Origin of the sequence: Microbacterium sp. NPDC019599 (genome assembly GCF_040632175.1) — a bacterium.
In the GTDB taxonomy this organism is placed as follows: domain Bacteria; phylum Actinomycetota; class Actinomycetes; order Actinomycetales; family Microbacteriaceae; genus Microbacterium.
On sequence record NZ_JBEYBL010000011.1, the window covers coordinates 139,706 to 162,337 of the forward strand.

At 70.0% G+C, this 22,632-nt stretch carries 20 protein-coding genes; 6 read left to right on the forward strand and 14 right to left on the reverse strand.

The window, feature by feature from the left end:
• The first annotated feature begins 10 nt into the window (after positions 1-10).
• A complete protein-coding gene (pknB, locus tag ABZ477_RS17140) occupies positions 11-1,948 on the forward strand; it encodes a Stk1 family PASTA domain-containing Ser/Thr kinase (protein ID WP_360135650.1) in 1,938 nt (645 codons plus the stop codon).
• A gap of 85 nt (positions 1,949-2,033) precedes the next feature.
• Here the strand turns inward: pknB and ABZ477_RS17145 are convergent, their stop codons facing one another.
• From ABZ477_RS17145 to ABZ477_RS17160, 4 genes are all read right to left on the reverse strand, one after another.
• Positions 2,034-2,699, reverse strand: coding sequence for a hypothetical protein (locus ABZ477_RS17145; RefSeq protein ID WP_360135652.1), 666 nt, complete (start codon positions 2,697-2,699; stop codon positions 2,034-2,036).
• Positions 2,700-3,138: 439 nt separating this feature from the next.
• Positions 3,139-4,476: a class II 3-deoxy-7-phosphoheptulonate synthase gene (locus tag ABZ477_RS17150; RefSeq protein WP_360135654.1), complete on the reverse strand. Its 1,338-nt coding sequence runs from the start codon at positions 4,474-4,476 to the stop codon at positions 3,139-3,141.
• Positions 4,477-4,517: 41 nt separating this feature from the next.
• Positions 4,518-5,219, reverse strand: a complete 702-nt coding sequence (locus tag ABZ477_RS17155) for a lysophospholipid acyltransferase family protein (protein ID WP_360135656.1) — start codon at positions 5,217-5,219, stop codon at positions 4,518-4,520.
• A 42-nt stretch (positions 5,220-5,261) separates the two neighbouring features.
• Positions 5,262-6,197: an ROK family glucokinase gene (locus ABZ477_RS17160; RefSeq protein ID WP_360135658.1), complete on the reverse strand. Its 936-nt coding sequence runs from the start codon at positions 6,195-6,197 to the stop codon at positions 5,262-5,264.
• Positions 6,198-6,364: 167 nt separating this feature from the next.
• Here ABZ477_RS17160 and ABZ477_RS17165 point away from each other — a divergent pair, with 167 nt between their 5' ends.
• A complete protein-coding gene (locus tag ABZ477_RS17165) occupies positions 6,365-8,194 on the forward strand; it encodes a long-chain fatty acid--CoA ligase (RefSeq protein WP_360135660.1) in 1,830 nt (609 codons plus the stop codon).
• A gap of 52 nt (positions 8,195-8,246) precedes the next feature.
• Here ABZ477_RS17165 and def read toward each other — a convergent pair whose 3' ends face one another.
• From def to ABZ477_RS17180, 3 genes are all read right to left on the reverse strand, one after another.
• On the reverse strand, positions 8,247-8,738 hold the full coding sequence (gene def / locus ABZ477_RS17170) for a peptide deformylase (RefSeq protein WP_360135662.1): 492 nt from the start codon (positions 8,736-8,738) through the stop codon (positions 8,247-8,249).
• Positions 8,739-8,758: 20 nt separating this feature from the next.
• On the reverse strand, positions 8,759-10,294 hold the full coding sequence (locus ABZ477_RS17175; RefSeq protein WP_360135664.1) for an AAA family ATPase: 1,536 nt from the start codon (positions 10,292-10,294) through the stop codon (positions 8,759-8,761).
• A gap of 99 nt (positions 10,295-10,393) precedes the next feature.
• The gene (locus tag ABZ477_RS17180) at positions 10,394-13,801 is read right to left on the reverse strand and encodes a pyruvate carboxylase (protein WP_360135666.1); all 3,408 of its coding nucleotides are present in this window, start codon (positions 13,799-13,801) and stop codon (positions 10,394-10,396) included.
• 75 nt (positions 13,802-13,876) lie between these two features.
• Here ABZ477_RS17180 and ABZ477_RS17185 point away from each other — a divergent pair, with 75 nt between their 5' ends.
• Positions 13,877-14,686: a ParA family protein gene (locus tag ABZ477_RS17185; protein ID WP_133544325.1), complete on the forward strand. Its 810-nt coding sequence runs from the start codon at positions 13,877-13,879 to the stop codon at positions 14,684-14,686.
• 258 nt (positions 14,687-14,944) lie between these two features.
• Here ABZ477_RS17185 and ABZ477_RS17190 read toward each other — a convergent pair whose 3' ends face one another.
• From ABZ477_RS17190 to ABZ477_RS17200, 3 genes are all read right to left on the reverse strand, one after another.
• Entirely contained in the window at positions 14,945-15,490 is a 546-nt protein-coding gene (locus tag ABZ477_RS17190) for a MerR family transcriptional regulator (protein WP_360135669.1), read from the reverse strand.
• Positions 15,491-15,602: 112 nt separating this feature from the next.
• Entirely contained in the window at positions 15,603-16,292 is a 690-nt protein-coding gene (locus ABZ477_RS17195; protein ID WP_360135671.1) for a MerR family transcriptional regulator, read from the reverse strand.
• The gene (locus tag ABZ477_RS17200; protein WP_360135673.1) at positions 16,292-16,789 is read right to left on the reverse strand and encodes an FHA domain-containing protein; all 498 of its coding nucleotides are present in this window, start codon (positions 16,787-16,789) and stop codon (positions 16,292-16,294) included. The genes ABZ477_RS17195 and ABZ477_RS17200 overlap by 1 nt, the downstream gene beginning before the upstream one ends.
• A 169-nt stretch (positions 16,790-16,958) precedes the next feature.
• Between ABZ477_RS17200 and ABZ477_RS17205 the strand changes: the two genes are divergently transcribed.
• The gene (locus tag ABZ477_RS17205) at positions 16,959-17,306 is read left to right on the forward strand and encodes a hypothetical protein (protein ID WP_360135675.1); all 348 of its coding nucleotides are present in this window, start codon (positions 16,959-16,961) and stop codon (positions 17,304-17,306) included.
• 22 nt (positions 17,307-17,328) lie between these two features.
• On the opposite strand, the gene ABZ477_RS17210 is transcribed toward ABZ477_RS17205, so the two are convergent.
• On the reverse strand, positions 17,329-17,730 hold the full coding sequence (locus ABZ477_RS17210) for a hypothetical protein (RefSeq protein ID WP_360135677.1): 402 nt from the start codon (positions 17,728-17,730) through the stop codon (positions 17,329-17,331).
• A 112-nt stretch (positions 17,731-17,842) separates the two neighbouring features.
• Between ABZ477_RS17210 and ABZ477_RS17215 the strand changes: the two genes are divergently transcribed.
• Complete coding sequence (locus ABZ477_RS17215; protein ID WP_360135679.1) at positions 17,843-18,610, forward strand: copper resistance CopC family protein; 768 nt, start codon at positions 17,843-17,845, stop codon at positions 18,608-18,610.
• A 9-nt stretch (positions 18,611-18,619) separates the two neighbouring features.
• Positions 18,620-20,020: a dihydrolipoyl dehydrogenase gene (lpdA, locus tag ABZ477_RS17220; RefSeq protein ID WP_360135681.1), complete on the forward strand. Its 1,401-nt coding sequence runs from the start codon at positions 18,620-18,622 to the stop codon at positions 20,018-20,020.
• Positions 20,021-20,177: 157 nt separating this feature from the next.
• Here lpdA and ABZ477_RS17225 read toward each other — a convergent pair whose 3' ends face one another.
• The 3 genes from ABZ477_RS17225 to ABZ477_RS17235 form a co-directional block, all read right to left on the reverse strand.
• Positions 20,178-20,798 carry a CYTH domain-containing protein gene (locus ABZ477_RS17225; RefSeq protein ID WP_360135683.1) on the reverse strand — a complete coding sequence of 207 codons (621 nt, stop codon included), beginning with the start codon at positions 20,796-20,798 and terminating at the stop codon, positions 20,178-20,180.
• A 4-nt stretch (positions 20,799-20,802) separates the two neighbouring features.
• Complete coding sequence (locus tag ABZ477_RS17230; protein WP_360135685.1) at positions 20,803-21,021, reverse strand: response regulator; 219 nt, start codon at positions 21,019-21,021, stop codon at positions 20,803-20,805.
• Positions 21,022-21,087: 66 nt separating this feature from the next.
• Positions 21,088-22,617 (reverse strand): CoA-acylating methylmalonate-semialdehyde dehydrogenase, encoded by a 1,530-nt coding sequence (locus tag ABZ477_RS17235; protein WP_360135687.1) that lies wholly within the window; start codon positions 22,615-22,617, stop codon positions 21,088-21,090.
• Positions 22,618-22,632 lie beyond the last annotated feature (15 nt).

Genomic DNA, 22,632 nt, shown 5'->3' on the forward strand with positions numbered 1-22,632 from the left:
ACTCTGAGCCGTGAGCACGAGTCAGCAGGCCGACCCGCTGATCGGACGTCTCGTCGACGGCCGATACCGGGTCCGCGCGCGCATCGCGCGCGGCGGCATGGCGACCGTGTACGTCGCGACCGACTTGCGGCTCGAGCGGCGGATCGCCCTCAAGGTCATGCACGGCCACCTGAGCGACGACACCGTGTTCCAGAGCCGGTTCATCCAGGAGGCGCGCGCCGCCGCGAGGCTCGCCGATCCGCACGTCGTCAACGTCTTCGACCAGGGTCAGGACGGCGACATGGCGTACCTCGTCATGGAGTACCTGCCGGGCATCACGCTGCGCGAGCTCCTCCGCGAGCAGAAGCGGCTCACGATCGCGCAGACGATCACGATCATGGATGCTGTCCTCTCCGGCCTCGCCGCGGCGCACCGCGCCGGCATCGTGCACCGCGACGTCAAGCCCGAGAACGTGCTCCTCGCGGAGGACGGGCGCATCAAGATCGGCGACTTCGGGCTCGCGCGCGCAACGACGGCGAACACCGCGACGGGTTCTCAGCTGCTCGGCACGATCGCGTACCTCGCACCCGAGCTCGTCACCCGCGGCACGGCCGACGCGCGCAGCGACATCTACTCGCTGGGCATCATGCTGTACGAGATGCTGGCGGGCGAGCAGCCGTACCAGGGCGAGCAGCCCATGCAGATCGCGTTCCAGCACGCGACGGACTCCGTGCCGAGGCCGAGCGTCAAGAATCCGGGCGTGCCCGAGCAGCTGGACGAGCTCGTCCTGTGGGCGACGGAGAAGGCGCCCGACGAGCGGCCGGCGGATGCGCGCGAGATGCTCGACCGGCTGCGCGAGATCGAGCACGAGCTCGGCATCCAGCCGCAGGTGGCGCGGACGGCGCCCACGAGCGTCATCCGCGACGAAGGCGGCGCGCAGGCCGAGCTCACGAAGGTGCTGCCGGCCGCGATCACCGGACCCATGGCCGCGATCGACGACGTCGACAACGCCGCGCGACTGCGGACCGCGACCAAGCGGCGCGCCCGCCGGGGCGGCTGGCTCTTCGCGCTCGTCGTCGTGCTGGCGCTGATCGCCGCCGGCATCGGGTGGTTCTTCGGGTCGGGTCCCGGCTCGCAGGTCGCGGTGCCGGATGTCGCGGACATGACGTTCGAGCAGGCCCAGGGTGTGCTCGCCGCCGACGGGCTCGTCGCCGCGCAGAAGGACGTCTTCGACTTCGACATCGCCGCCGGCACGACCGTCGGATCCGAGCCGGGCGCGGGCGCGCGTGTCGACAAGGAGTCGACCGTCACGGTGCTCGTCTCGAAGGGCCCGCAGGATCACGACATCGCGCAGCTGAACGGGCTCCCCTCCGATCAGGCCCGTGCGGCGCTGCAGGGCGCCAAGGTCGTCGTCGGCGATGACGAGCAGTACTTCACCGATCAGGCCGAGAACACGACGATCGGTGCGACCGTGACGCCGCGCTCCGGCGCCGAGGCGATCGACTGCGGCGCCGGGTGCACCGTCCACGAGGGCGACTCCGCGGTCCTGGCCGTCTCGGTCGGGCCGGTTCCGGATGTCGCGGGCCAGAGCGTCGGCGACGCGACGGCCGCCCTCAACGCCAAGGGCCTGAAGATCGCCGGCACCGCCGACGAGACGAGCGAGTCCCTCGCGGTGGGCCTCGTCATCCGGATCGCCGACCGCGAGGGCGGCGGCTCGTGGCGTCCCGGCGAGGCCGTGACGCTCATCGTGTCGTCCGGTCCCCCGCTGTTCCCCGTGCCGAACGTGGTCGGCATGACGCGCGATCAGGCCAAGGCGGCGCTTGACGAGGCGGGCTTCCAGTTCGACTACAACACGAGCTGGGACCTGTTCCCCGACCAGGTCACCGAGGTCGAGGCGCAGGACCCCGAGGCGGACTCGATGCACACCAAGGGCACCGTCGTCTCGATGCGCATCCGCGCCGCCCTCTGACGCCGCCCCGCGCGGCCGGTGCGCGAAACTTCACAAATGTCACGCCTGGCGTGCCCCAGCGTCACATTCGTGAAGTCTCGCGGAGTCACGAGCCGTAGTGGCGGCCGTTGAGCGCGCGACGGACACGTGTGGCGAGCGCTCGGCAACCGGATTCGAGATCCGCGGCGCCGACGAGGAAGACCTGGTATCCGGCATCCTGGAAGAGTTGCACGCGCGTGAGGTCCTCGAGCCATTGGGCGCGGTCCAAACGATGATGGTCGCCTAGATATTCGAGGAGAACGCGTTCCGCTGGATAGCCGAGATCAGCGTGGCGCAGTCCTTGAGCGGTCAGGATCGGAACCTGGACATCAGGCTCAGGCAAACCAGCCCGGACGAGGTCGAGCCGCAGCTGCGTCTCCTTCGGCGATTGTGCGCCTGCTCTGATCAGGTCGAGTGCCAACCGGAGCGCCTTCGCGCCGCGCTTACCCCGACGGCGCGCGACTGCGGAGACGAGATCCTGGACTGTGCAGAGGGGAACTCTTCCGCCCGCCCGCTTGGGGCCCGTGAGCAGATAATCGCCGACCGCAACAAGCCGATCTGCGCTCAGCATCAACTTCCGCCCGGTCTCCGGATCGACCCCCGTAGCCCCGGGAGTCGCGAGCTGACACCAGACGTCGGCCGGAGCCAGCACCGGAAGCAGACCCAGCATGCCGCGCGGAGTGTCGCGTTCCTCGGTCTCCCAGCCGATGACGCCGGGACGACGAAGCGGCACAGCGTCGTTCAGGGCGGTGATGTGAAGCGGCTCGTCGGACGTCCATCCAAGGGGCAGCGGGCATCCCCACGCGCGTGCGCCCGTGAGGTGGCTGACCCAGTGCTCGTCACTCAGGAGAGGAACGAGCCGTTCGCACGCCTCGATGACGTCCGCTGGCGGACCCATCGGATCGTAGAGACCGTGGAACGGATGCTCGAGTCCAGGACCGCGAAGCCTTCGGCGTGAGACGCCGGATACCACGGCCTCCGCATAGCGGAAGGGGCCGAGCGAGAGCGAATCGGGCAGAGGCGAGAGTCGCGGCATCCCGCGATCATCGCGGCCTCGCGCCTCACACCGTGCGCTCTCTCCCTGGGGAGGAGAGGAGAACCACGCGAGACTTCACAAATGTCACGCAACTGGGGCCAGAGGCGGACATTCGTGAAGTTTCGCGCATCTGGGGTTAGAGGCGCTCGAGCTCCTCGGCGACGAGGAATGCGAGCTCGAGGCTCTGCATGTGGTTGAGTCGCGGGTCGCACAGGGACTCGTAGCGCGTCGCGAGGGTCGCCTCGTCGATCTGCTCCGAGCCGCCCAGGCACTCCGTCACGTCGTCGCCCGTGAGCTCGACGTGGATGCCCCCGGGGAACGTGCCGACCGCGCGGTGCGCCTCGAAGAAGCCGCGGACCTCGTCCACGACGTCGTCGAAACGGCGCGTCTTGTAGCCCGTGGGCGTCGTGATGCCATTGCCGTGCATGGGGTCGGTGACCCACAGCGGAGTGGCGCCCGAGTCCTTGACGGCCTGGAGCAGCGGCGGCAGCGCATCGCGGATCCTGCCCGCGCCCATGCGCGTGATGAAGGTCAGGCGTCCCGGCTCGCGCTCGGGGTCGAGCTTGTCGATCAGCTCGAGCGTCGTCTCAGGCGACGTCGTCGGGCCGAGCTTGACGCCGATGGGGTTGCGGATGCGCGAGAAGTAATCGACGTGCGCGCCGTCCAGGTCGCGCGTGCGCTCGCCGATCCACACGAAGTGCGCCGACGTGTTGTACGGCGTTCCGGTGCGCGAGTCGATGCGGGTCATGGGGCGCTCGTAGTCCATCAGCAGACCCTCGTGGCCCGTGTAGAACTCGACGCGGCGGAGCTCGTCGAAGTCGGCGCCGGCCGCCTCCATGAACTTGATGGCGCGGTCGATCTCGGTGGCGAGGCGCTCGTACTGCTGGTTGGCGGGGTTCTGCGCGAAGCCCTTGTTCCACGAGTGCACCTCGCGGAGGTCGGCGAAGCCACCCTGCGTGAACGCGCGGATCAGATTGATCGTCGACGCGGCCGTGTGGTAGCCCTTCAGCAGTCGGGCCGGGTCCGGCTGCCGGGATGCCTCGGTGAAGTCGTAGCCGTTGACGATGTCGCCGCGGTACGCCGGCAGCGTCACCTCGCCGCGCGTCTCGGTGTCGCTCGATCGCGGCTTGGCGAACTGGCCCGCCATGCGGCCCATCTTCACGATGGGCATCGACGCGCCGTAGGTCAGCACGACCGCCATCTGCAGGACGGTCTTGATGCGGTTGCGGATCTGCTCGGCCGTCGCACCCGCGAACGTCTCTGCGCAGTCGCCGCCCTGGAGCAGGAACGCCTTGCCCGCCGCCGCGCGCGCGAGGCGCTCGCGGAGGAGGTCGACCTCGCCCGCGAACACGAGCGGCGGCAGCGTCGCGATCTCGGCCGAGACGGCGGCGACGGCATCCCGGTCATACCACTCGGGCTGCTGCTTGATGGGCAGAGTCCGCCAGTGGTCGAGGGTGTCGAGCTGCTGAAGCATCCGGCAAGTCTATCGGCGCGGATGCCGCACCCGGTCCCCTGCTACGCCTGGGCGGGACGCGGCTTCTTGGGCAGCCGGTCCTTCACGGTCGAGGCGTAGACGTCCTCGTACTCCTGCTCGCCGATCCGCTGCAGCGCGACCATGATCTCGTCGGTCACGGAGCGGAGGATGTAGCGATCGCCCTCCATGCCCTCGAAGCGCGAGAAGTCCAGCGGCTCGCCGATCACGATGCCCACGCGGACGATCCGCGGCCAGTGCGTGCCGATCGGCAGCATCGTGTCGGTGTCGACCATGACGACCGGGACGACGGGGACGCGCGCCTCGAGCGCCATCCGGGCCAGGCCCGTCCGGCCCCGGTAGAGCTTCCCGTCGGGGCTGCGCGTGCCCTCCGGGTAGATTCCGAGGAGATCCCCGCGGCCCAGCACCTGAAGGCCCGTGTTGAGGGATGCCTCGGACGCCTTGCCGCCCGACCGGTCGATCGGGATCTGCCCGGACATCTTGAAGAACATGCGGGTGGCCCGGCCCTTGATGCCCTTGCCCGTGAAGTAGTCGCTCTTGGCGAGGAACGAGACGGGCCGGTCGATCATGAGCGGCAGGAAGATCGAGTCGACGAACGACAGATGGTTGCTCGCCAGGATCGCGCCGCCGGATGCTGGAATGTTCCGTCGCCCGACTATCCAGGGTCGCCAGATCGCCTTCGTGATCGGTCCGATCACGATGTACTTCATGAACCAGTAGAACATCGCCAGAAACAGCCTCCGATGCGCCCTATGGGCAGTATGACGCTACGCGCCGCCTCCGGCGAGGTCCGCGGCGCCGATGATGCCGGCGTCGTTGCCCATCCGGGCGATCGCGAATTCCGCGATCGGCCGGTCGCCGTAGCCCGGGAGGGCCGTCTCGTAGGCGAGGCGGACGGGCTCGAGCAGGAGGTCGCCCAGCTGCGCGACGCCTCCGCCGATGACGAAGAGCGACGGGTCGAGGACCGCCTGGAACCCGCCGCACGCCTCGCCGAGCGCCGTCGCGACTCGCCTCAGCGCCTCGACGGCGCCGGGGTCTCCGGCCAGGACGAGCCGCGACACGGCCGGTCCGCTGATGTTGCCCTTCTCCGCACGGTGCGCGGCGAGGGCCTCGCCGATCCCGCCGCCGTCCGCGATCTCGTTGGCCTCGCGCTGGAGTGCCCGGCCCGACGCGTACTGCTCGAGGCATCCGCTCTGCCCGCAGCCGCAGGGACGGCCGTCGCGGATGAAGCGCATGTGGCCGAGCTCGGCGCCGATGCCGTGGCCGCCGCGGTAGAGCTTGCCGCCGAGCACGATGGCGCCGCCGACGCCCGTGCCGAGCGTAAGCATGACCATGTCGTCCACGCCGGCGCCGCCGCCGAACCGGTACTCCGCCCAGCCCGCCGCGTTCGCGTCGTTCTCGATCGTGACGGGAGTGCTCAGCCGCGCCTCGAGCTTCTCCTTGAGCGGCTCGTTGCGCCAGGCGATGTTCGGCGCGTGGATGATGACGGCGCCGTCCTTGTCGACGAAGCCGGCCGCCGCGACACCGACCGCAGTGACCTCGTGGCTGTCGGAGAAGTGCCGCACCATGTCCACGACGGCGTCTTCGAGCGCCGCGATGTCGACGGGAGTGTCGACGCGGAGCTGCTCGACGATGTGCCCATCGTCGTCGACCACACCGCCCGCGATCTTCGTCCCGCCGATGTCGATTCCGACCTTGAGCACCGCACTCCCTTCCCGCGCGTCGCGACGCGACGGCGCGTTGAAGTCTATCGGCGGCGCACCCACCGCATGCGGCCCCATGACACCCGTGCCGGACCGATGCGGGCGGGATCGTGCGCTTAGACTCGGACCATACCCCCGCCTCCCAGATCGGTACCGAAGGAGTTGCCGTGATCCAATTCGAAGTCCCCGCGATCGTTCCCGCAGACCCGCAGGCGAACGTCACAGATCTTCTCGTGGAGCGGGTGAAGAAGACACCGGATCGCGCCCTCTTCGCCGTTCCCGAAGGCGACGGATGGCGCGACATCACCGCCGCGGAGTTCCAGCGCCAGGTCATCGCCCTCGCCAAAGGCTTCGCCGCCGCAGGCGTCGAGCCCGGTGACAAGGTCGGCTTCATCGCCCGCACGACGTACGACTGGACCCTCGTCGACTTCGCCCTCTTCTACGCGGGCGCCGTCATGGTGCCCATCTACGAGACGAGCTCGCCCGCGCAGATCGCGTGGGCCCTGACCGACTCGGGTGCCGTCGCATGCATCACGGAGGGCCCGGACCACTCGGCGCGCCTCGACGAGGCACGTGCGGAGCTGCCGCTCCTCCGGTCGACCTGGACCATGCACGGCGGCGACCTCGCGAAGCTCGTCGAGCAGGGCAAGGAGGTCTCGGATGACGAGATCGAGCGGCGCCGCAACATCGCGAACGGCGCCGACATCGCGACGCTCATCTACACGTCGGGTTCGACGGGCCGCCCCAAGGGCTGCGTCCTGACGCACAGCAACTTCGTCGAGCTGAGCCGCAACGCCGCCAAGGCGCTGTCCGACGTCGTCGAGGCGCCCGGAGCGTCGACGCTCCTCTTCATCACGACGGCGCACGTCTTCGCGCGGTTCATCTCGATCCTCGCCGTCCACTCGGGCGTCAAGACAGGTCACCAGCCCGACACGAAGCAGCTGCTGCCTGCCCTGGGCTCGTTCAAGCCGACGTTCCTGCTCGCGGTCCCCCGCGTCTTCGAGAAGGTCTACAACTCTGCCGAGCAGAAGGCCGAAGCGGGCGGAAAGGGCAAGATCTTCCGCTCCGCCGCCAAGACCGCCGTCGAGCACTCGCAGCTCGAGCAGGACGGCAAGAAGATCCCGCTCGGCACGAAGCTCAAGTTCGCCCTGTTCGACCGCCTCGTCTACAGCAAGCTGCGCGAGGCCATGGGCGGCCGCGTGTCGTACGCCGTCTCGGGCTCCGCTCCCCTCGGCCCGCGGCTCGGGCACTTCTTCCACAGCCTCGGCGTCGTGATCCTCGAGGGCTACGGCCTCACCGAGACGACGGCGCCCGCGACGGTGAACCTCGCGACGAAGTCGAAGATCGGCACCGTCGGCCCCGCCCTCCCCGGCGTCGGCATCCGGCTCGCCGACGACGGCGAGATCCAGGTGCGCGGCATCAACGTCTTCAAGGAGTACTGGCGCAACCCCGAGGCGACCGCGGCGACGTTCGACGGCGAGTGGTTCAAGACTGGCGACCTCGGCTCGTTCGACGACGAGGGCTTCCTCAGCATCACGGGCCGTAAGAAGGAGATCATCGTGACCGCCGGAGGCAAGAACGTCGCCCCCGCCGCCCTCGAGGACCCCATCCGCGCCAACCCGATCGTCGGTCAGGTCGTCGTCGTCGGCGACCAGAAGCCGTTCATCTCGGCGCTCGTGACGCTCGACCCGGAGATGCTCCCGACGTGGCTCGCCAACAACGGGCTGCCCGGCGACATGTCTCTCACCGACGCCGCGAAGAACAGCGCCGTCCGCGCCGAGGTGCAGAAGGCGATCGACCACGCCAACAAGGCCGTCTCGCGCGCCGAGTCGATCCGCAAGTTCACGATCCTCCCGACGGAGTGGACCGAGGCGAGCGGGCATCTCACGCCGAAGATGAGCATCAAGCGCAACGTCATCCTGGAGGACTTCGCGGGCGAGATCGACGAGCTCTACAACGTCCCCGTCTCGACGACGAACGTCTCGCTCGGCGGGTGACCGAGCGGTGACACCGAAGCGGCCCCGCGCGATGCGCGGGGCCGCTTCGATGTCAGAGCCAGTCCGACTCGCGGATCTCGCGCATCGCGATCTTGCGGTCCTCCGGTGAGAGACGCTGGAGGTACAGCATCCCGTCCAGATGATCGGTCTCGTGCTGCAGAGCCTGCGCAAGCAGACCGTCGCCCTCGAGCACGACCTCCTGCCCGTCGAGATCCATGCCCACGACCTTCGCGTGCGGATGCCGCAGCGCATCGTGCCAGAGCCCCGGGACGGAGAGGCATCCCTCTCCCGTCGGCCCGAGCTCTCCGGAGACCTCGACGACCTCGGGATTGAGGATGTAGCCGATGTCGCCGTCGATGTTGTAGCTGAACGCGCGCAGGCCCACGCCGATCTGCGGAGCCGCGACGCCCGCGCGACCGGGGAGCGCGACGGTGTCGAGCAGATCCTGCACGAGGGCGCGCACGCCGTCGTCGATCACGGTGATGGGCGCGCTCGGGGCGCGCAGAACGGGGTCGCCGAAGAGGCGGATGGGCCTTACAGTCATGTCAAGCCGCCACCGTCACGTCAGGCCGCCGACGCGAGCGAGCGCAGTCCCTCGACGACGTTCGCAGCGAGCTCGCGGGCCGCGAGGCGCGTCTCGGGACGCAGGTCGCGGAACGTGATGGCGGTGCCGGCCCCGATGTGCGGGTCGTACGGCACCCGCACGACGGAGCGCACCCGAGTGCGGAAGTGCGTCTCGAGCTCGTCGAGGCGCACGAGCGGCGTGCCGGGGCGCGCGCTGTTGAGCACGACGATGGCGTTGCGCACCTGCTCCGAGTAGCCGTTCGTCTCGAGCCAGGTCAGCGTCTCGGACGCGAGGCGCGCCTCGTCGACGCTCAGCCCCGAGACGATGACGAGCTGGTCGGCGAGTTCGAGCGTCGCCTGCATGACGGAGTGGACGATGCCCGTCCCGGTGTCGGTAAGGACGATCGAGTAGTAGTGCGCCGCGAGGGCCGCCACGTCGTGATAGTCGCGGTCGCTGAACGCCTCGGACACGCGGGGGTCGGCATCCGATGCCAGGACGTCGAGGCGCGTGTCGTCGCGCGCGACGACCGACGAGATGCCGGCGTAGCCCGAGATGTCGGCGCGGTCGCGGACGAGGTCGCGGACGGTCTTGCCGTTCTTGTGCGCGATGCGGTCGGCGAGGGTGCCGCGGTCGGGGTTGGCGTCGACGGCGATGACGCGGTCGTCGCGGGCATCCGCGAGCGCCATGCCGAGGAGCGTCGTGATCGTGGTCTTGCCGACGCCGCCCTTGCGGGACATGACGGGCACGAATCGGGCGCCGACGCCGAGCGGAGCGGAGATGCGCCGGTCGAGCTCCTTGCGGGCGCGTGCGCGCTTGCCGTCGCCGAGGTTGATGCGGTGGCCGCTGATCGAGTAGAGGAAGTGCTGCCACGCGCCCTCGGGCTCCGGCCGCACGACCTGGTGCGGGTCGAGCAGGCGGTCGGCCGTCAGGAGGTCGGCCGACTCGCGCCCCGGCTCGAACTCGCCGAGGCGCTTGGACGTCAGCGCGACGTCGGGTCGCGTCGGCGCGACGCGCTCGACGGCGTGTGCACGCTCGAGGCGCTCGGAAGTGTCGGCGTGCGCCTCGCGCCGCGTCGCCGGCGTCGAACCCGTCGTGGTCGGCACGGCGTCGGTCCCTGGGCTCGCGGGGGTCGCGGGGGGAAGGTATGCCGTCCACGACTCGTCGCGGTCGGATGCTGCCTGTTCGCTCACGATCTCGGCCTCCATACTCGACTCGGTCGGGTCGGTGGCGACGAGGTCATCCAGATCCTCGTCGACGATCTCCTCGGCGTCCACGACCTCTGCGTCGACGACATCCGGGACAGCTGCTTCGAAGGTTTCTGCGGCCGGCTCCTCGACGATCGCCGCCTCGGGCTCCAGGTTCGACGAGAGGTCGTCGCCGTGGAGGATGTCGAACACCTCGACCTCGTCGCCGATGACGTCGTCATCGTCGATGTCGTCCTCGTCGCCGACGGGGAACTCGACGCTCACCTGCTCCGTCGCACCGTCCAGGATGCCGAAGCCGGCGGTGTTGATCGCGCCGGTGTCGGCGAGCACGCCGTTCTCAGGCTGTTCGTCAGGTGTCGGTTCATTGCGGTCGGGCGTCACTGCATGGTCTCCAGGGGGTGGATCGGGCGTCGTGCCCCTCCACCCAGGCTACTGGGCGGGACGTATGACGACCAAAAGGTCACCCGCGTCCACCTGCTGCGTGCCCGAGAAGGCGAGCCGCTCCACGACGCCGTCGACGGGCGCAGTGATGGCGGCCTCCATCTTCATCGCCTCGATCGCGGCCACCGGCTGTCCTGCCGTCACTGTGTCTCCGACCTCGACCTTGACGGTCACGGCTCCCGAGAACGGGGCGGCGACCTGGCCGGGCTTCGAGGTGTCGGCGCGCTCGGCGGCGACCGTCTCGACCTTGATCGAGCGGTCGCGCACGTAGACGGGCCGCAGCTGGCCGTTGAGCGTCGTCATGACGGTGCGCATGCCCTTGGCATCCGCGGCGCCGATCGCCTCGAGTCCGACGTAGAGCTGCACGCCCGGATCGATCTCGGCGACGTGCTCCTCGCCCGGCGTGAGGCCGTAGAGGTAGTCGGGAGTCCCGAGCGCCGACAGGTCGCCGTACGCCTCGCGGGTCTCCTCGAACTGCTTCGTCGGCGCGGGGAAGAGCAGCCGGTTGAGCGTCCGCCGACGCGTCGCCGCGTCGCCCGCGAGCCCCTCCTCCTCGGCCTCGGTCAGTGCGGGGATGTCGATGGACACCTCGCGGCCCGCGAGCACCTTCGATCGGAACGGCTCGGGCCATCCTCCCGGGAGGTCACCCAGCTCACCCGCCATGAACCCGACGACCGAGTCCGGGATGTCGTAGTTCTGCGGGTTCGCCTCGAAGTCGGCGGGATCGGCCCGCACCGCGACGAGCGCGAGCGCGAGGTCGCCGACGACCTTCGACGACGGCGTCACCTTGGGGATCCGGCCGAGGATGCGGTCGGCGGCGGCGTACATGTCCTCGATGAGCTCGAAGTCGTCCTCGAGGCCGAGGGCGATCGCCTGCTGACGCAGATTCGACAGCTGCCCGCCCGGGATCTCGTGGTGGTACACGCGGCCCGTGGGGCCCGGGAGCCCCGACTCGAACGGCCGGTACAGGTGGCGCACGGCCTCCCAGTACGGCTCGAGGTCGCTGACCGCCTGCAGGTCCAGCCCTGTGTCGCGCTCGGTGTGCGCGAGCGCCGCGACGAGAGCCGACAGCGACGGCTGGCTCGTCGTGCCCGCAAGGGGCGCGGCCGCGGCGTCGACAGCATCCGCCCCCGCTGCGCTCGCGGCGAGCAGGGTCGCGAGCTGGCCGCCCGCCGTGTCGTGCGTGTGCACGTGCACGGGCTGGTCGAAGCGCTCGCGCAGCGCCGCCACGAGCTTCGCAGCCGCGCCGGGGCGCAGGAGCCCCGCCATGTCCTTGATCGCGATGATGTGCGCGCCGGACTCGACGATCTCCTCCGCGAGCCGCAGGTAGTAGTCGAGCGTGTACAGCGGCTCGGCGGGGTCGAGGAGGTCTCCCGTGTAGCACATGGCGACTTCGGCGACAGCGGTGCCGGTGCCGACGACCGCCTCGATCGCCGGCCGCATCTGGGAGACGTCGTTGAGGGCGTCGAAGATGCGGAAGATGTCGACGCCGGTCGCGGCGGCCTCGCGGACGAACGCGTCGGTCACGGTGACGGGCCGCGGCGTGTAGCCGACGGTGTTGCGCCCGCGCAGGAGCATCTGGATCGGCACGTTCGGCATCGCCGCGCGCAGGGCCTCGAGGCGCTCCCACGGGTCCTCTGCGAGGAAGCGCAGCGCGACGTCGTACGTCGCGCCGCCCCACGCCTCGACCGAGAGCAGCTGCGGCGTCATGCGCGCGAGGTGCGGCCCGACGCGGACGAGGTCGCGCGTGCGCACGCGCGTCGCCAGCAGCGACTGGTGGGCGTCGCGGAAGGTCGTCTCGGTGACGGCGAGCGCGGTCTGGGCGCGCAGGCTCCGTGCGAACTCCGCGGGGCCGAGCTCGCGCAGCCGGTCGAGCGTGCCCGCGGGCGGCGGCGACGTGAGGTCGATGTCCGGGAGCTTGCTGCCCGGCGACACAGACAGCGGCTTCTCGCCGTACGGGCGGTTGACCGTGACGTCGGCGAGCCAGTTGAGCAGCTTCGTGGCGCGGTCGCGCGAGGGGTGGCTCGTGAGGAGCTCGGGCCGCTCGTCGATGAACGACGTGCTGAGATCGCCCGCGACGAAGGCGGGGTCCTCGAGCACGGCCCGCAGGAACGGGATGTTGGTCGAAACGCCGCGGATGCGGAACTCGGCGAGGGCGCGCTTGGCGCGGGCGACCGCCGCCGGGAAGTCACGGCCGCGGCACGTGAGCTTGGCGAGCATCGAGTCGAAGTGCGGGCTGATCTGCGAGCCCGCCGCCGTCGTGCCGCCATCGAGACGGATGCCGGCGCCACCGGGTGAGCGGTAGGTCGTGATGCGGCCCGTGTCGGGGCGGAAGCCCTGCGCGGGGTCCTCCGTCGTGATGCGGCACTGCAGGGCGGCGCCGCGGAGCGTGATGTCCTTCTGCTCGAGGCCGAGCTCGCGCAGCGTGGCCCCCGCGGCGATGCGCATCTGCGACTGCACGAGGTCGACATCCGTCACCTCTTCGGTGACCGTGTGCTCGACCTGGATGCGCGGGTTCATCTCGATGAAGACGTGCTGGCCGGCGCGCTCCCCCGCCGTGTCGACGAGGAACTCGACGGTCCCCGCGTTGACGTAGGAGATCGAGCGCGCGAACGCGACGGCGTCGCGGTGGATCTTCTGACGCAGCTCGTCGTCGAGGTTCGGCGCGGGCGCGATCTCGATGACCTTCTGGTGGCGGCGCTGAACCGAGCAGTCGCGCTCGAAGAGGTGCACCGTCTCGCCCGTGGCGTCGGCGAGGATCTGGACCTCGATGTGACGGGGGCGGACGACGGCCTGCTCGAGGAAGACGCGGGGGTCGCCGAAAGCGGCGCCCGCCTCGCGCATCGCCTCCGCGATCGCGGGCGGCAGCTCGCCGGGGGTCTCGACGCGGCGCATGCCGCGTCCGCCGCCGCCGGCGACCGCCTTGACGAAGATCGGGAACCCGATCTCGGCTGCCTGCGCGACGAGCCCGTCGACGTCGTCGGACGCCTCGGTCGAGGCCAGCACGGGAACGCCCGCGGCGATCGCGTGCTCCTTGGCCGTCACCTTGTTGCCCGCCATGCCGAGCACGGTCGAGGAAGGGCCGATGAACGTGATGCCGTTCTCGGCCGCGCGCGCGGCCAGGTCGGGGTTCTCCGACAGGAAGCCGTAGCCGGGGTAGATCGCGTCGGCGCCGGACTGCAGCGCGACGCGGATGATCTCGTCGACATCGAGGTAGGCGCGGACGGGATGCCCGCGCTCGCCGATCTCGTACGACTCGTCGGCCTTCTGCCGGTGGAGGGATCCGCGATCCTCGTACGGGAACACCGCGACTGTGCGCGCTCCCAGTTCGAATGCTGCGCGGAACGCGCGAATCGCGATCTCGCCGCGGTTGGCTACCAGTATCTTCCGGAACATGCGCACCTCGTTGGGGCCGGCGTCAAGTGGGGGCGGAGTGTGCTCTCAGCCTAGGGGAAGGTAACGTAGACCCTCGTGCACGTACTCTCGGTCAGCTCGCTGAAGGGCGGCGTCGGCAAGACGACGGTCACGCTCGGCCTCGCCTCGGCGGCTTTCGCACGCGGAGTCCGCACGCTCGTCGTCGACCTCGACCCGCAGTCCGACGTGTCGACCGGCATGGACATCCAGGTCGCCGGGCGCCTCAACGTCGCCGACGTCCTGGCCAACCCCAAGGAGAAGGTCGTCCGTCAGGCGATCACGTCCAGCGGGTGGGCCAAGGTGCACCCCGGCACGATCGACGTCATGATCGGCAGCCCGTCGGCCATCAACTTCGACGGCCCGCACCCGAGCGTCCGCGACGTGTGGAAGCTCGAGGAGGCGCTCGCGACGATCGAGGCCGACTACGACCTCGTGCTCATCGACTGCGCCCCGTCGCTCAACGCGCTCACGCGCACGGCGTGGGCCGCGAGCGACCGCGTCATCGTCGTGACCGAGCCCGGCCTGTTCTCTGTGGCAGCGGCCGATCGCGCCCTGCGCGCGATCGAGGAGATCCGCCGGGGCCTCTCCCCCCGCCTCCAGCCGCTCGGCATCGTGGTGAACCGCGTGCGTCCGCAGTCGATCGAGCACCAGTTCCGCATCAAGGAGCTGCGCGACATGTTCGGCCCGCTCGTCCTCTCGCCGCAGCTGCCCGAGCGCACATCGCTGCAGCAGGCGCAGGGAGCGGCCAAGCCGCTGCACATCTGGCCCGGCGACTCCGCTCAGGAGCTCGCCGCCGACTTCGACGCGCTTCTGGACCGCGTCATGCGCACCGGCCGCATCCCGGTCCCCGGCGAAGCCCGCGCGTAAGGTCGGGCCCCGCCCGCGCTGCGCGCCACAGCGCCGCAGATGACCACAACGCCGGACGCCAGCATCCCGAATCGTGTGACGAAACGGCGATCCGCGACAATACGCCGACGGACGGATGCCGCGCCCCGGCCGCGCTGCGCGCCACAGCGTCGCAGATAACCACAACGCCGGACGCCGGCATCCCGAATCGTGTGACGATGCGGTGATCCGTGACGATACGGCGACGCACGGATGCCGCTTCCCGGCCGGTCCCGCGGGTCAGGCGCTGCGGGCGGTCCGGCGTGCCGCGAGCTCGTCGACGGGGTCCGGCGCCTGCGGGTCGAACTCGACGAGCGAGGACTCGACCTCGCGCAGGACGTTGCCGACCGCGATGCCGAAGACGCCCTGACCGCGGCTGATGAGGTCGATGACCTCGTCGTTGGACGTGCAGAGGTAGACGGATGCCCCATCGCTCATGAGCGTCGTGCCCGTGAGGTCGCGGATACCCGCGGCGCGGAGCTGGTCGACGGCGGTGCGGATCTGCTGGAGCGAGATCCCCGTGTCGAGGAGGCGCTTGACGAGCTTCAGGACGAGGATGTCGCGGAAGCCGTAGAGCCGCTGCGAGCCTGATCCCGTCGCGCCGCGGACGGTCGGCTCGACGAGCTCGGTCCGCGCCCAGTAGTCCAGCTGGCGGTACGTGATGCCGGCGGCGCGGGCTGCGACGGCGCCGCGGTAGCCGACCTCGTCGTCCATCGCCGGAAGGCCGTCTGTGAAGAGGAGGTCGGCGACGTACTGCGGTTCGTCGGACGCTTCGCGAGCGGTCATGCGGTGCCTCCTCCCCGACCCGATACCTCCACGCTAGAACAGCCCTGCAGGGCGGGCAACGACATCCGCTCGGAGCGCCCCGGCGTGTCGCGCCGTGAGCACTCTCGAGGACTCACGTCAGACCGCGCTCCAGCGCGTCGCGGACGAAGATGCCGCGCAGCTCCTCGAGCCGCTTCGCGAGCTCCGGCGCGAGCTCGTGCGCGCGGGCCCGGGACGCGGCATCCGTCCTGCGCAGGAGGGGTGCGAGGGCTGACTCGACCAGCGCGACGTCGCGCTCGGCGCTCTGCCGCAGCGTCCGCACATGGCGCGGCTCGATGCCGTGCCGGTCCAGCGCGACGAGGGCCCGGAGGATCGCGACGTGCTGGTCGGTGTAGGCGTCGGAGCCCGCCAGCACACCCGTGCTGATGGCGTCGTTGAGGAGCTGCGGAGCGGCGCCGGCGGCCGAGAGCAGCTCGTCGCGCCGGTATCGACGGGGTGCCGGCACGATCGACGGCGGCGTCGCGGCAGGCGGCGCGGGATCGCGGCCCGCGTCGAGGTCCTCGAGGTACTCGCGGATGACGACGAGCGGCAGATAGTGGTCGCGCTGCAGCGTGAGCGCCAGGCGCAGCCGCTCGAGATCCGTCGTCGAGAACTTCCGGTAGCCGGACTCGGTGCGCACGGGCGTCACGATTCCCTGCACCTCGAGGAAGCGCAGCTTGCTCGACGTGAGGGTCGGGAACTCCGGGGCCAGGCGCGCCAGCACCTGTCCAATGCTCAGGAGACCCGCGGACGCAGAGCGTTCGCGGGCGGAGGCCGTCGACATCAGCGGTCCGCGGCCTGCGCCAGGTCGGAGGGCGAGACGAAGAAGTTCAGCCGGAACTTTCCGATCCGCACTTCGGATCCGTTCACGAGCCTGGCGCGGTCGACACGTTCGCCGTTGACATAGGTGCCGTTGAGCGAGCGCTGGTCGACGATCTGGAAGGTCGAGGCATCCCGCGTGATCTCGGCGTGGCGGCGCGACACCGTGACGTCGTCGAAGAAGATGTCCGCTTCGGGATGCCGCCCCACGGTCGTGACGTCGGTGTCGAGAAGGTAGCGGGCACCGGCCGTCGGACCCGAGCGGACGAGGAGGATCGCAGACCGCGACGGGAGCGCGTCGATCGCCTCGAGCTCGGCGGTCGAGAGGTCGGCGCCGAACGGCACGAAGGACAGATCGGAGTCGTGCCCGAACGTCTGGGTCGTGTCGGCCGGCCGGTCTCCCGGGGTCTCGCCGGAGCCCGCAGCGCGGCGGATGTCGTCCGGTCGGCGGTTGTCGTCCACGCTGCTCCTCCTCTTCGCCCAGCCTATCGGATCACCTCGGCGTGCGATGTGGCCATCCGGGGTTCGACACGACGTTCCGCAATGTTGCGCCGTGTGTCACCTGACGTGCCTTCGCCCCCGAGGTTCCCTAGCCTTGCGAGTAATCGAACCTACTGACAAGGAGCCAGCCGTGTCGACCCCGCACTCCCACATCCCGCCCCTCCAGGTGCGTGAGCGTGCGGCGTGCATGTGCGTCCACGGCCGGGCCTGCTCGACGTTCGCTCCCGGGCACGCGCTGCACCTCATCCAGTCGCGCCTCGCGGCCGCGACGCCGTCGGACTGGGTCGACGCGATCGTCGAGGCGTCGCACGAGGACGGCACCGTCGTCCTCCGGACGATCGAGGGCGCCCCGCTCACGGTCTGGAGCGGTTCCGGCGCGGCCCGCGAAGTGGCCTCGGGTGCGCCGGTCGCGCTTCACGAGCGCTACAACGTGCTTGCGGTGGGCTCGCAGCGCTTCAACGTCGCGCCGCTGTCCTGAGTCTCTCTGGAAAGGCGAGGGCTCAGCCCATCGCCATCATCGAGTCCTTCATCGCCATGCAGGCGTCCATGCACGCCTTGCAGGCCTGAGCGCACATCTTGCAGACCTCGCTGTGGTCGGCGTGCTCCATGCACTCGTCCATGCACAACTGGCACATCGCGATGCACGCGTCGAGCATCGACATCATCGTGGCCATGTTCATGCCCTGCATGCGCATCATGGCGCGCATCATCGTGTTGCACATGTCCGCGCAGTTCATGCACGCGGGGGCGCACGACATCATCTGCGTCGAGCACACCGTGCAGGCCTGCTCGCAAGCCGAGCAGGCGTCCATACACGCCTGCATGAGCGACATGTCCATCATGTCCATGCCGGGCATCATCTTCATGTCCTTGGACATCATGTCCATCATCATCGAGTCCATTTCGCGACCCTCCCGGGGAATGTGACGTCGTGTTTCGCAGCCGATCCGCTGCGCCTGCCGCCATGCTATTGCGGCCCGCCGTCCCATAGAAGAGCGAGATAGGCTCTGCCGGGTGTCGTCACACGGAATTCACAAACGGACCCTCGCCCGCGCAGTCGGAACGGCCTTCGCGGCGGGGTCGGTCGCAGCGTCGGTCGCAGCGGCGGTCGCAGCGGCGGTCGCGGCATCCGTCTTCCTCGCTGCGTCGCCCGCGAGCGCGCACGACGAGCTGCTCACCACCGATCCCGCGGCCGACTCCACTCTGACGGCGCTTCCCGACGCCCTGACGCTCGCCTTCAGCGGCGTGCTCGCGACGGACGCCGGCGCGAGCGAGGTGTCGGTGACGGATGCCGCCGGCACGCAGTTCGCCGACGGCGCTCCGGTCGCCGCCGACACCGTGCTGACGCAGGCGCTGAGCGGGGAGGCATCCGGTGTCGTCACGGTGCTCTGGAAGGTCGTCTCGAGCGACGGCCACCCGATCTCAGGCGAATACACGTTCATGGTGGATGCCCCGGTTCCCACCGAGACCGCGACGCCGACCCCGATCGAGACCGCGACGCCGACCCCGATCGAGACCGCGACGGCGACGCCCACGCCTCCTGCCGAGCCCACGACGACGGCATCCCCTGCATCTCCGGCCGACGACGCCGAGACGGCCGACCTGCGGCCGTGGTTCATCGGCGCCCTCGTGCTGCTCCTCGCCGTCGCGGGCGCGGTGCTCTACCTCCTCGTGTCGCGCGCACGCCGCGAGCGGGCCCTCGCGGAGGGGTCGCGGACGGCGCCGGATGCCGCGGCGGAACCGGGTCCCGCGCCGGGATCGGAGCCTCCGGCCGACCGATAGGCTGGAGGCATGCCTCACTACGACGTCGTCATCCTCGGTGCCGGCCCCGGCGGTTATGTCGCGGCCGTCCGCAGCGCTCAGCTCGGCCTGTCTGTCGCGATCATCGAAGAGAAGTACTGGGGCGGCGTCTGCCTCAACGTCGGGTGCATCCCGTCGAAGGCGCTCCTGAAGAACGCCGACCTCGCGCACCAGTTCCACCACAAGGCGGCGCTGTTCGGCATCTCGGGCGACGTGTCCTTCGACTACGGCGTCGCGTGGGACCGCAGCCGCACGGTCGCAGGCGGCCACGTCAAGGGCATCCACTTCCTCATGAAGAAGAACAAGGTGACCGAGTACGAGGGGCGCGGCTCGTTCACGGGCCCGAACGCCATCCGGGTCACCAAGGCGGACGGCGGGACCGAGGACGTCACCTTCGACAACGCGATCATCGCGACGGGCTCGAAGGTGCGCACGCTTCCCGGCGTCTCGATCGGCGGCAACATCGTGACGTACGAGGAGCAGATCCTCACGCGCGAACTGCCCGAGTCGATCGTCATCGTCGGCGCCGGCGCGATCGGCATGGAGTTCGGGTTCGTCATGACGAACTACGGCGTCAAGGTCACGATCATCGAGTACCTCGACCGTGCCCTGCCCAACGAGGACGTCGACGTCTCGAAGGAGATCACCAAGCAGTACAAGGGCTACGGCGTCGACATCCTGACCTCGATGAAGGTCGAGACCGTGACCGACCACGGCGACAGGGTCACCGTGACCTACACGCCGGTCGCGGGTGGCGAGACGCAGACGATCGAGGCCGACAAGGTCATGATGTCCGTCGGCTTCGCGCCCAACATCGAGGGCTTCGGACTCGAGAACACGGGCATCAAGCCCACGGAGCGCGGCGCGATCGACATCGACGACCACATGCGCACGTCGGTCCCCCACATCTACGCGATCGGCGACGTGACGGCGAAGCTGCAGCTCGCGCACGTGGCCGAGGCGCAGGCCGTCGTCGCGGCGGAGACCATCGGCAAGGCCGAGACCCAGACGCTGGGCGATTACCGCAACATGCCGCGCGCGACGTTCTGCTCGCCGCAGGTCGCCTCGTTCGGCCTCACGGAGCAGCAGGCGCGCGACGCCGGCTACGACGTCAAGGTCGCGAAGTTCCCCTTCTCGGCCAACGGCAAGGCCAACGGCCTCGGCGAGCCCATCGGCTTCGTCAAGCTCATCGCCGACGGCGAGCACCTCGAGCTGCTCGGCGGCCACCTCATCGGCCCCGACGTGTCGGAGCTGCTTCCCGAGCTGACGCTCGCGCAGAAGTGGGACCTCACGGCCCTCGAGGCGGCCCGCAACGTGCACACGCACCCGACGCTGTCCGAGGCGCTCCAGGAAGCGTTCCACGGCCTCGCCGGGCACATGATCAACCTCTGATCAGGCTTTCGGAAAGCCCGGGTTCCCCCGCGCCTTTCCCTTTCCCCCGGGCAAGTCCCCAGGGCTCCGCCCCCAGCCGCGAGACTTCACAAATGTCACGCGATCGCCGCCAATGCGTGACATACGTGAAGTTTCGCGCAGGTGGTGTGCGCGGGGGTCAGTGGCCGAGGGTGCGGGCGAGCTTGGAATCGGATGCCGCGGGGCGGGCGCCCGTCGCGTGCACTGCGAGCCCGGCAGCGGTGAAGAACGACTCAGGGTCGGCGGGGGCAGCCTCGCCGAGCTCGAGCTCCCACTCGCGCCACGTGCGCTCGGTGCCGGAGCGCTCGTCGGTCGCCCGGACGTGGTCGTCGACGAACTCTGCGATCACTCCCCCTTCGGCGTCGAGCAGGTGGTACGCCGTGCGGTGATTGCGGATGCGTGCGAGCGGGGTGAGTTCGGCCTCCGTCACCGTCCTCGCCGCGTCGCGGACAGCATCCGGCAGTCGATCGTCGTCGCCGAGGGGCCAGTGCCACTCGGTGCGTGCGTCGCCTGTGCGCGGGCCCTTGATGTGCCAGCCGGCGTCGGGCCCGCCCGTGCGGCGGCGCAGCGCGTAGCCGGCGTGCGCGAGCGCGAGGTCGTCCGTGTCGAGGTAGCGGGCGTCGAGCTCGCGGACCTCGGGCTCGGACACCGAGGCGACGCCCGGCACCGCCGTCCAGTCGGGCAGGGGCGTGTCGAGGTCGACGTCGAACTTGAGCTCGATCTCGACCGAGTGCGAGGAGTTGGGGTCGGGGGCTCCCACGGTCTCAGTCGTCGGCCGCGTTGCCGATGTCGTCGGTGGCCTCGACGAACCAGAACTCGGCCTCGGTCGGGCCGTCGTCGCCGCCCGTGTGGGCGAGCCCGCCGTCGCGGCGGTAGACGATCTGACCTTCGCCGTAGGGGACGATGAGCGAGTCGAGCTCGGGCTTCTGCAGCGGGAGCAGCTGCCCGTCGAGCGGTCCGCCGTGAAGTCGTGCGATAGCCATGAGGACCTCCTATCGGCCCAGCCTAGACCGCGGCCTCGCGGCCGAGGCCGAGGTCCGCACAGCGTGTCAGTGCGTCGGGAATCCGAGGTGGATCTGGCTCTCGCTCGGCTCGGGCCAGCGCGTCGTCACGACCTTGCGGCGCGTATAGAAGTTGAACGCCTCCGGCCCGTACATGTGCGTGTCGCCGAAGAGCGAGTCCTTCCAGCCGCCGAACGAGAATGCTCCGACCGGCACCGGGATCGGCACGTTGATGCCGACCATGCCCACCTCGATGTCGAACTCGAACTGCCGCGCCGTCTTGCCGTCGCGCGTGAAGACCGCGGTGCCGTTGGCGTACTTGTTCGAGTTGATGAGGTCGATCGCCTCGTCGTAGCTCGCGACGCGCACGACCGAGAGGACGGGTCCGAAGATCTCCTCGTCGTAGACGCGCATGCCGGGCTTGACGTCGTCCACGAGCGACGCGCCGATGAAGAACCCGTCGCCCTCGAACTCCTTCTCACGGCCGTCGACGACCACCTTCGCGCCCTCGTCGGGCGCGCCGGAGACGAAGCCCGCGACGCGCTCGCGTGCGTCGCGCGTGATGAGCGGGCCCATCTCGGACTGGGGGTCGGTGCCGTCGCCGATGCGCAGGTTGCCGATGCGGTCCGAGACCTTGCCGACGAGCTCGTCCGCGACCCCGCCGACCGCGACGACGACCGAGACTGCCATGCAGCGTTCCCCCGCCGAGCCGTAGGCGGCCGACACGGCGGCGTCCGCCGCGGCGTCGAGGTCGGCATCCGGCATGACGATCATGTGGTTCTTCGCACCGCCGAGCGCCTGGACGCGCTTGCCGTTGGCTGCCGCGCGCGCGTAGATGTACTTCGCGATGGGGGTCGACCCGACGAACGAGACGGCGCGGATGATCGGCTCGTCGAGAATCGCGTCGACGGCCTCCTTGTCGCCGTGCACGACGTTGAAGATGCCCTCGGGCAGCCCCGCTTCGCGCCACGCGTCCGCGAGCCACACCGCGGCGGAGGGGTCGCGCTCGGACGGCTTGAGGATGACGGCGTTGCCCGCCGCGATCGCCGTCGTGACCATCCACAGCGGCACCATGGCCGGGAAGTTGAACGGCGTGATGCACGCGACGACGCCGAGCGGCTGGCGCACCTGGTGCACGTCGATGCCGGTCGAGACCTGCTCGGAGTACTCGCCCTTGAGGTGGTGCATGAGGCCCGTGCAGAACTCGACGTTCTCGAGGCCCCGCGCGACCTCGCCCATGGCGTCGGCGACGGTCTTGCCGTGCTCGGACGTGATGACGCGGGCGAGCTCCTCGGCGCGCGACGCGATGATCTCGCGCAGCTTGAAGATGACGGCCGAGCGCTTCGCGAGACCCGTCTCGCGCCACGCGGGCTGCGCCGCCTTGGCCTTCTCGGCGGCCTCGCGTACGAAGTCGGCCGTCGCGAAGGCGACCTCCGCCGTCTGCCGGCCCGTCGCGGGGTTGTAGACGGCGCCGCGGCGCCCCTCGGGCGCGAGGCGCTCTCCGCCGACGACGTGCGGGATGGTCGGCAGCGTCTCGGATGCTGCGTCCTGGGTCTTCTCGATCGTGGGGGTGCTCATGATGCTCCTGTCGGT

Bases quoted from the DNA above. Each gene is read 5' to 3' on its own strand.
- ABZ477_RS17150 (WP_360135654.1), bottom strand. From the start codon at position 4,476: ATGCTTCAGCAGCTCGACACCCTCGACCACTGGCGGACTCTGCCCATC.
- ABZ477_RS17180 (WP_360135666.1), bottom strand. From the start codon at position 13,801: ATGTTCCGGAAGATACTGGTAGCCAACCGCGGCGAGATCGCGATTCGC.
- def (WP_360135662.1), bottom strand. From the start codon at position 8,738: ATGACTGTAAGGCCCATCCGCCTCTTCGGCGACCCCGTTCTGCGCGCC.
- ABZ477_RS17230 (WP_360135685.1), bottom strand. From the start codon at position 21,021: ATGGCTATCGCACGACTTCACGGCGGACCGCTCGACGGGCAGCTGCTC.
- ABZ477_RS17195 (WP_360135671.1), bottom strand. From the start codon at position 16,292: ATGTCGACGGCCTCCGCCCGCGAACGCTCTGCGTCCGCGGGTCTCCTG.
- lpdA (WP_360135681.1), top strand. From the start codon at position 18,620: ATGCCTCACTACGACGTCGTCATCCTCGGTGCCGGCCCCGGCGGTTAT.
- ABZ477_RS17155 (WP_360135656.1), bottom strand. From the start codon at position 5,219: ATGTTCTACTGGTTCATGAAGTACATCGTGATCGGACCGATCACGAAG.
- ABZ477_RS17235 (WP_360135687.1), bottom strand. From the start codon at position 22,617: ATGAGCACCCCCACGATCGAGAAGACCCAGGACGCAGCATCCGAGACG.
- ABZ477_RS17210 (WP_360135677.1), bottom strand. From the start codon at position 17,730: ATGGACTCGATGATGATGGACATGATGTCCAAGGACATGAAGATGATG.
- ABZ477_RS17190 (WP_360135669.1), bottom strand. From the start codon at position 15,490: ATGACCGCTCGCGAAGCGTCCGACGAACCGCAGTACGTCGCCGACCTC.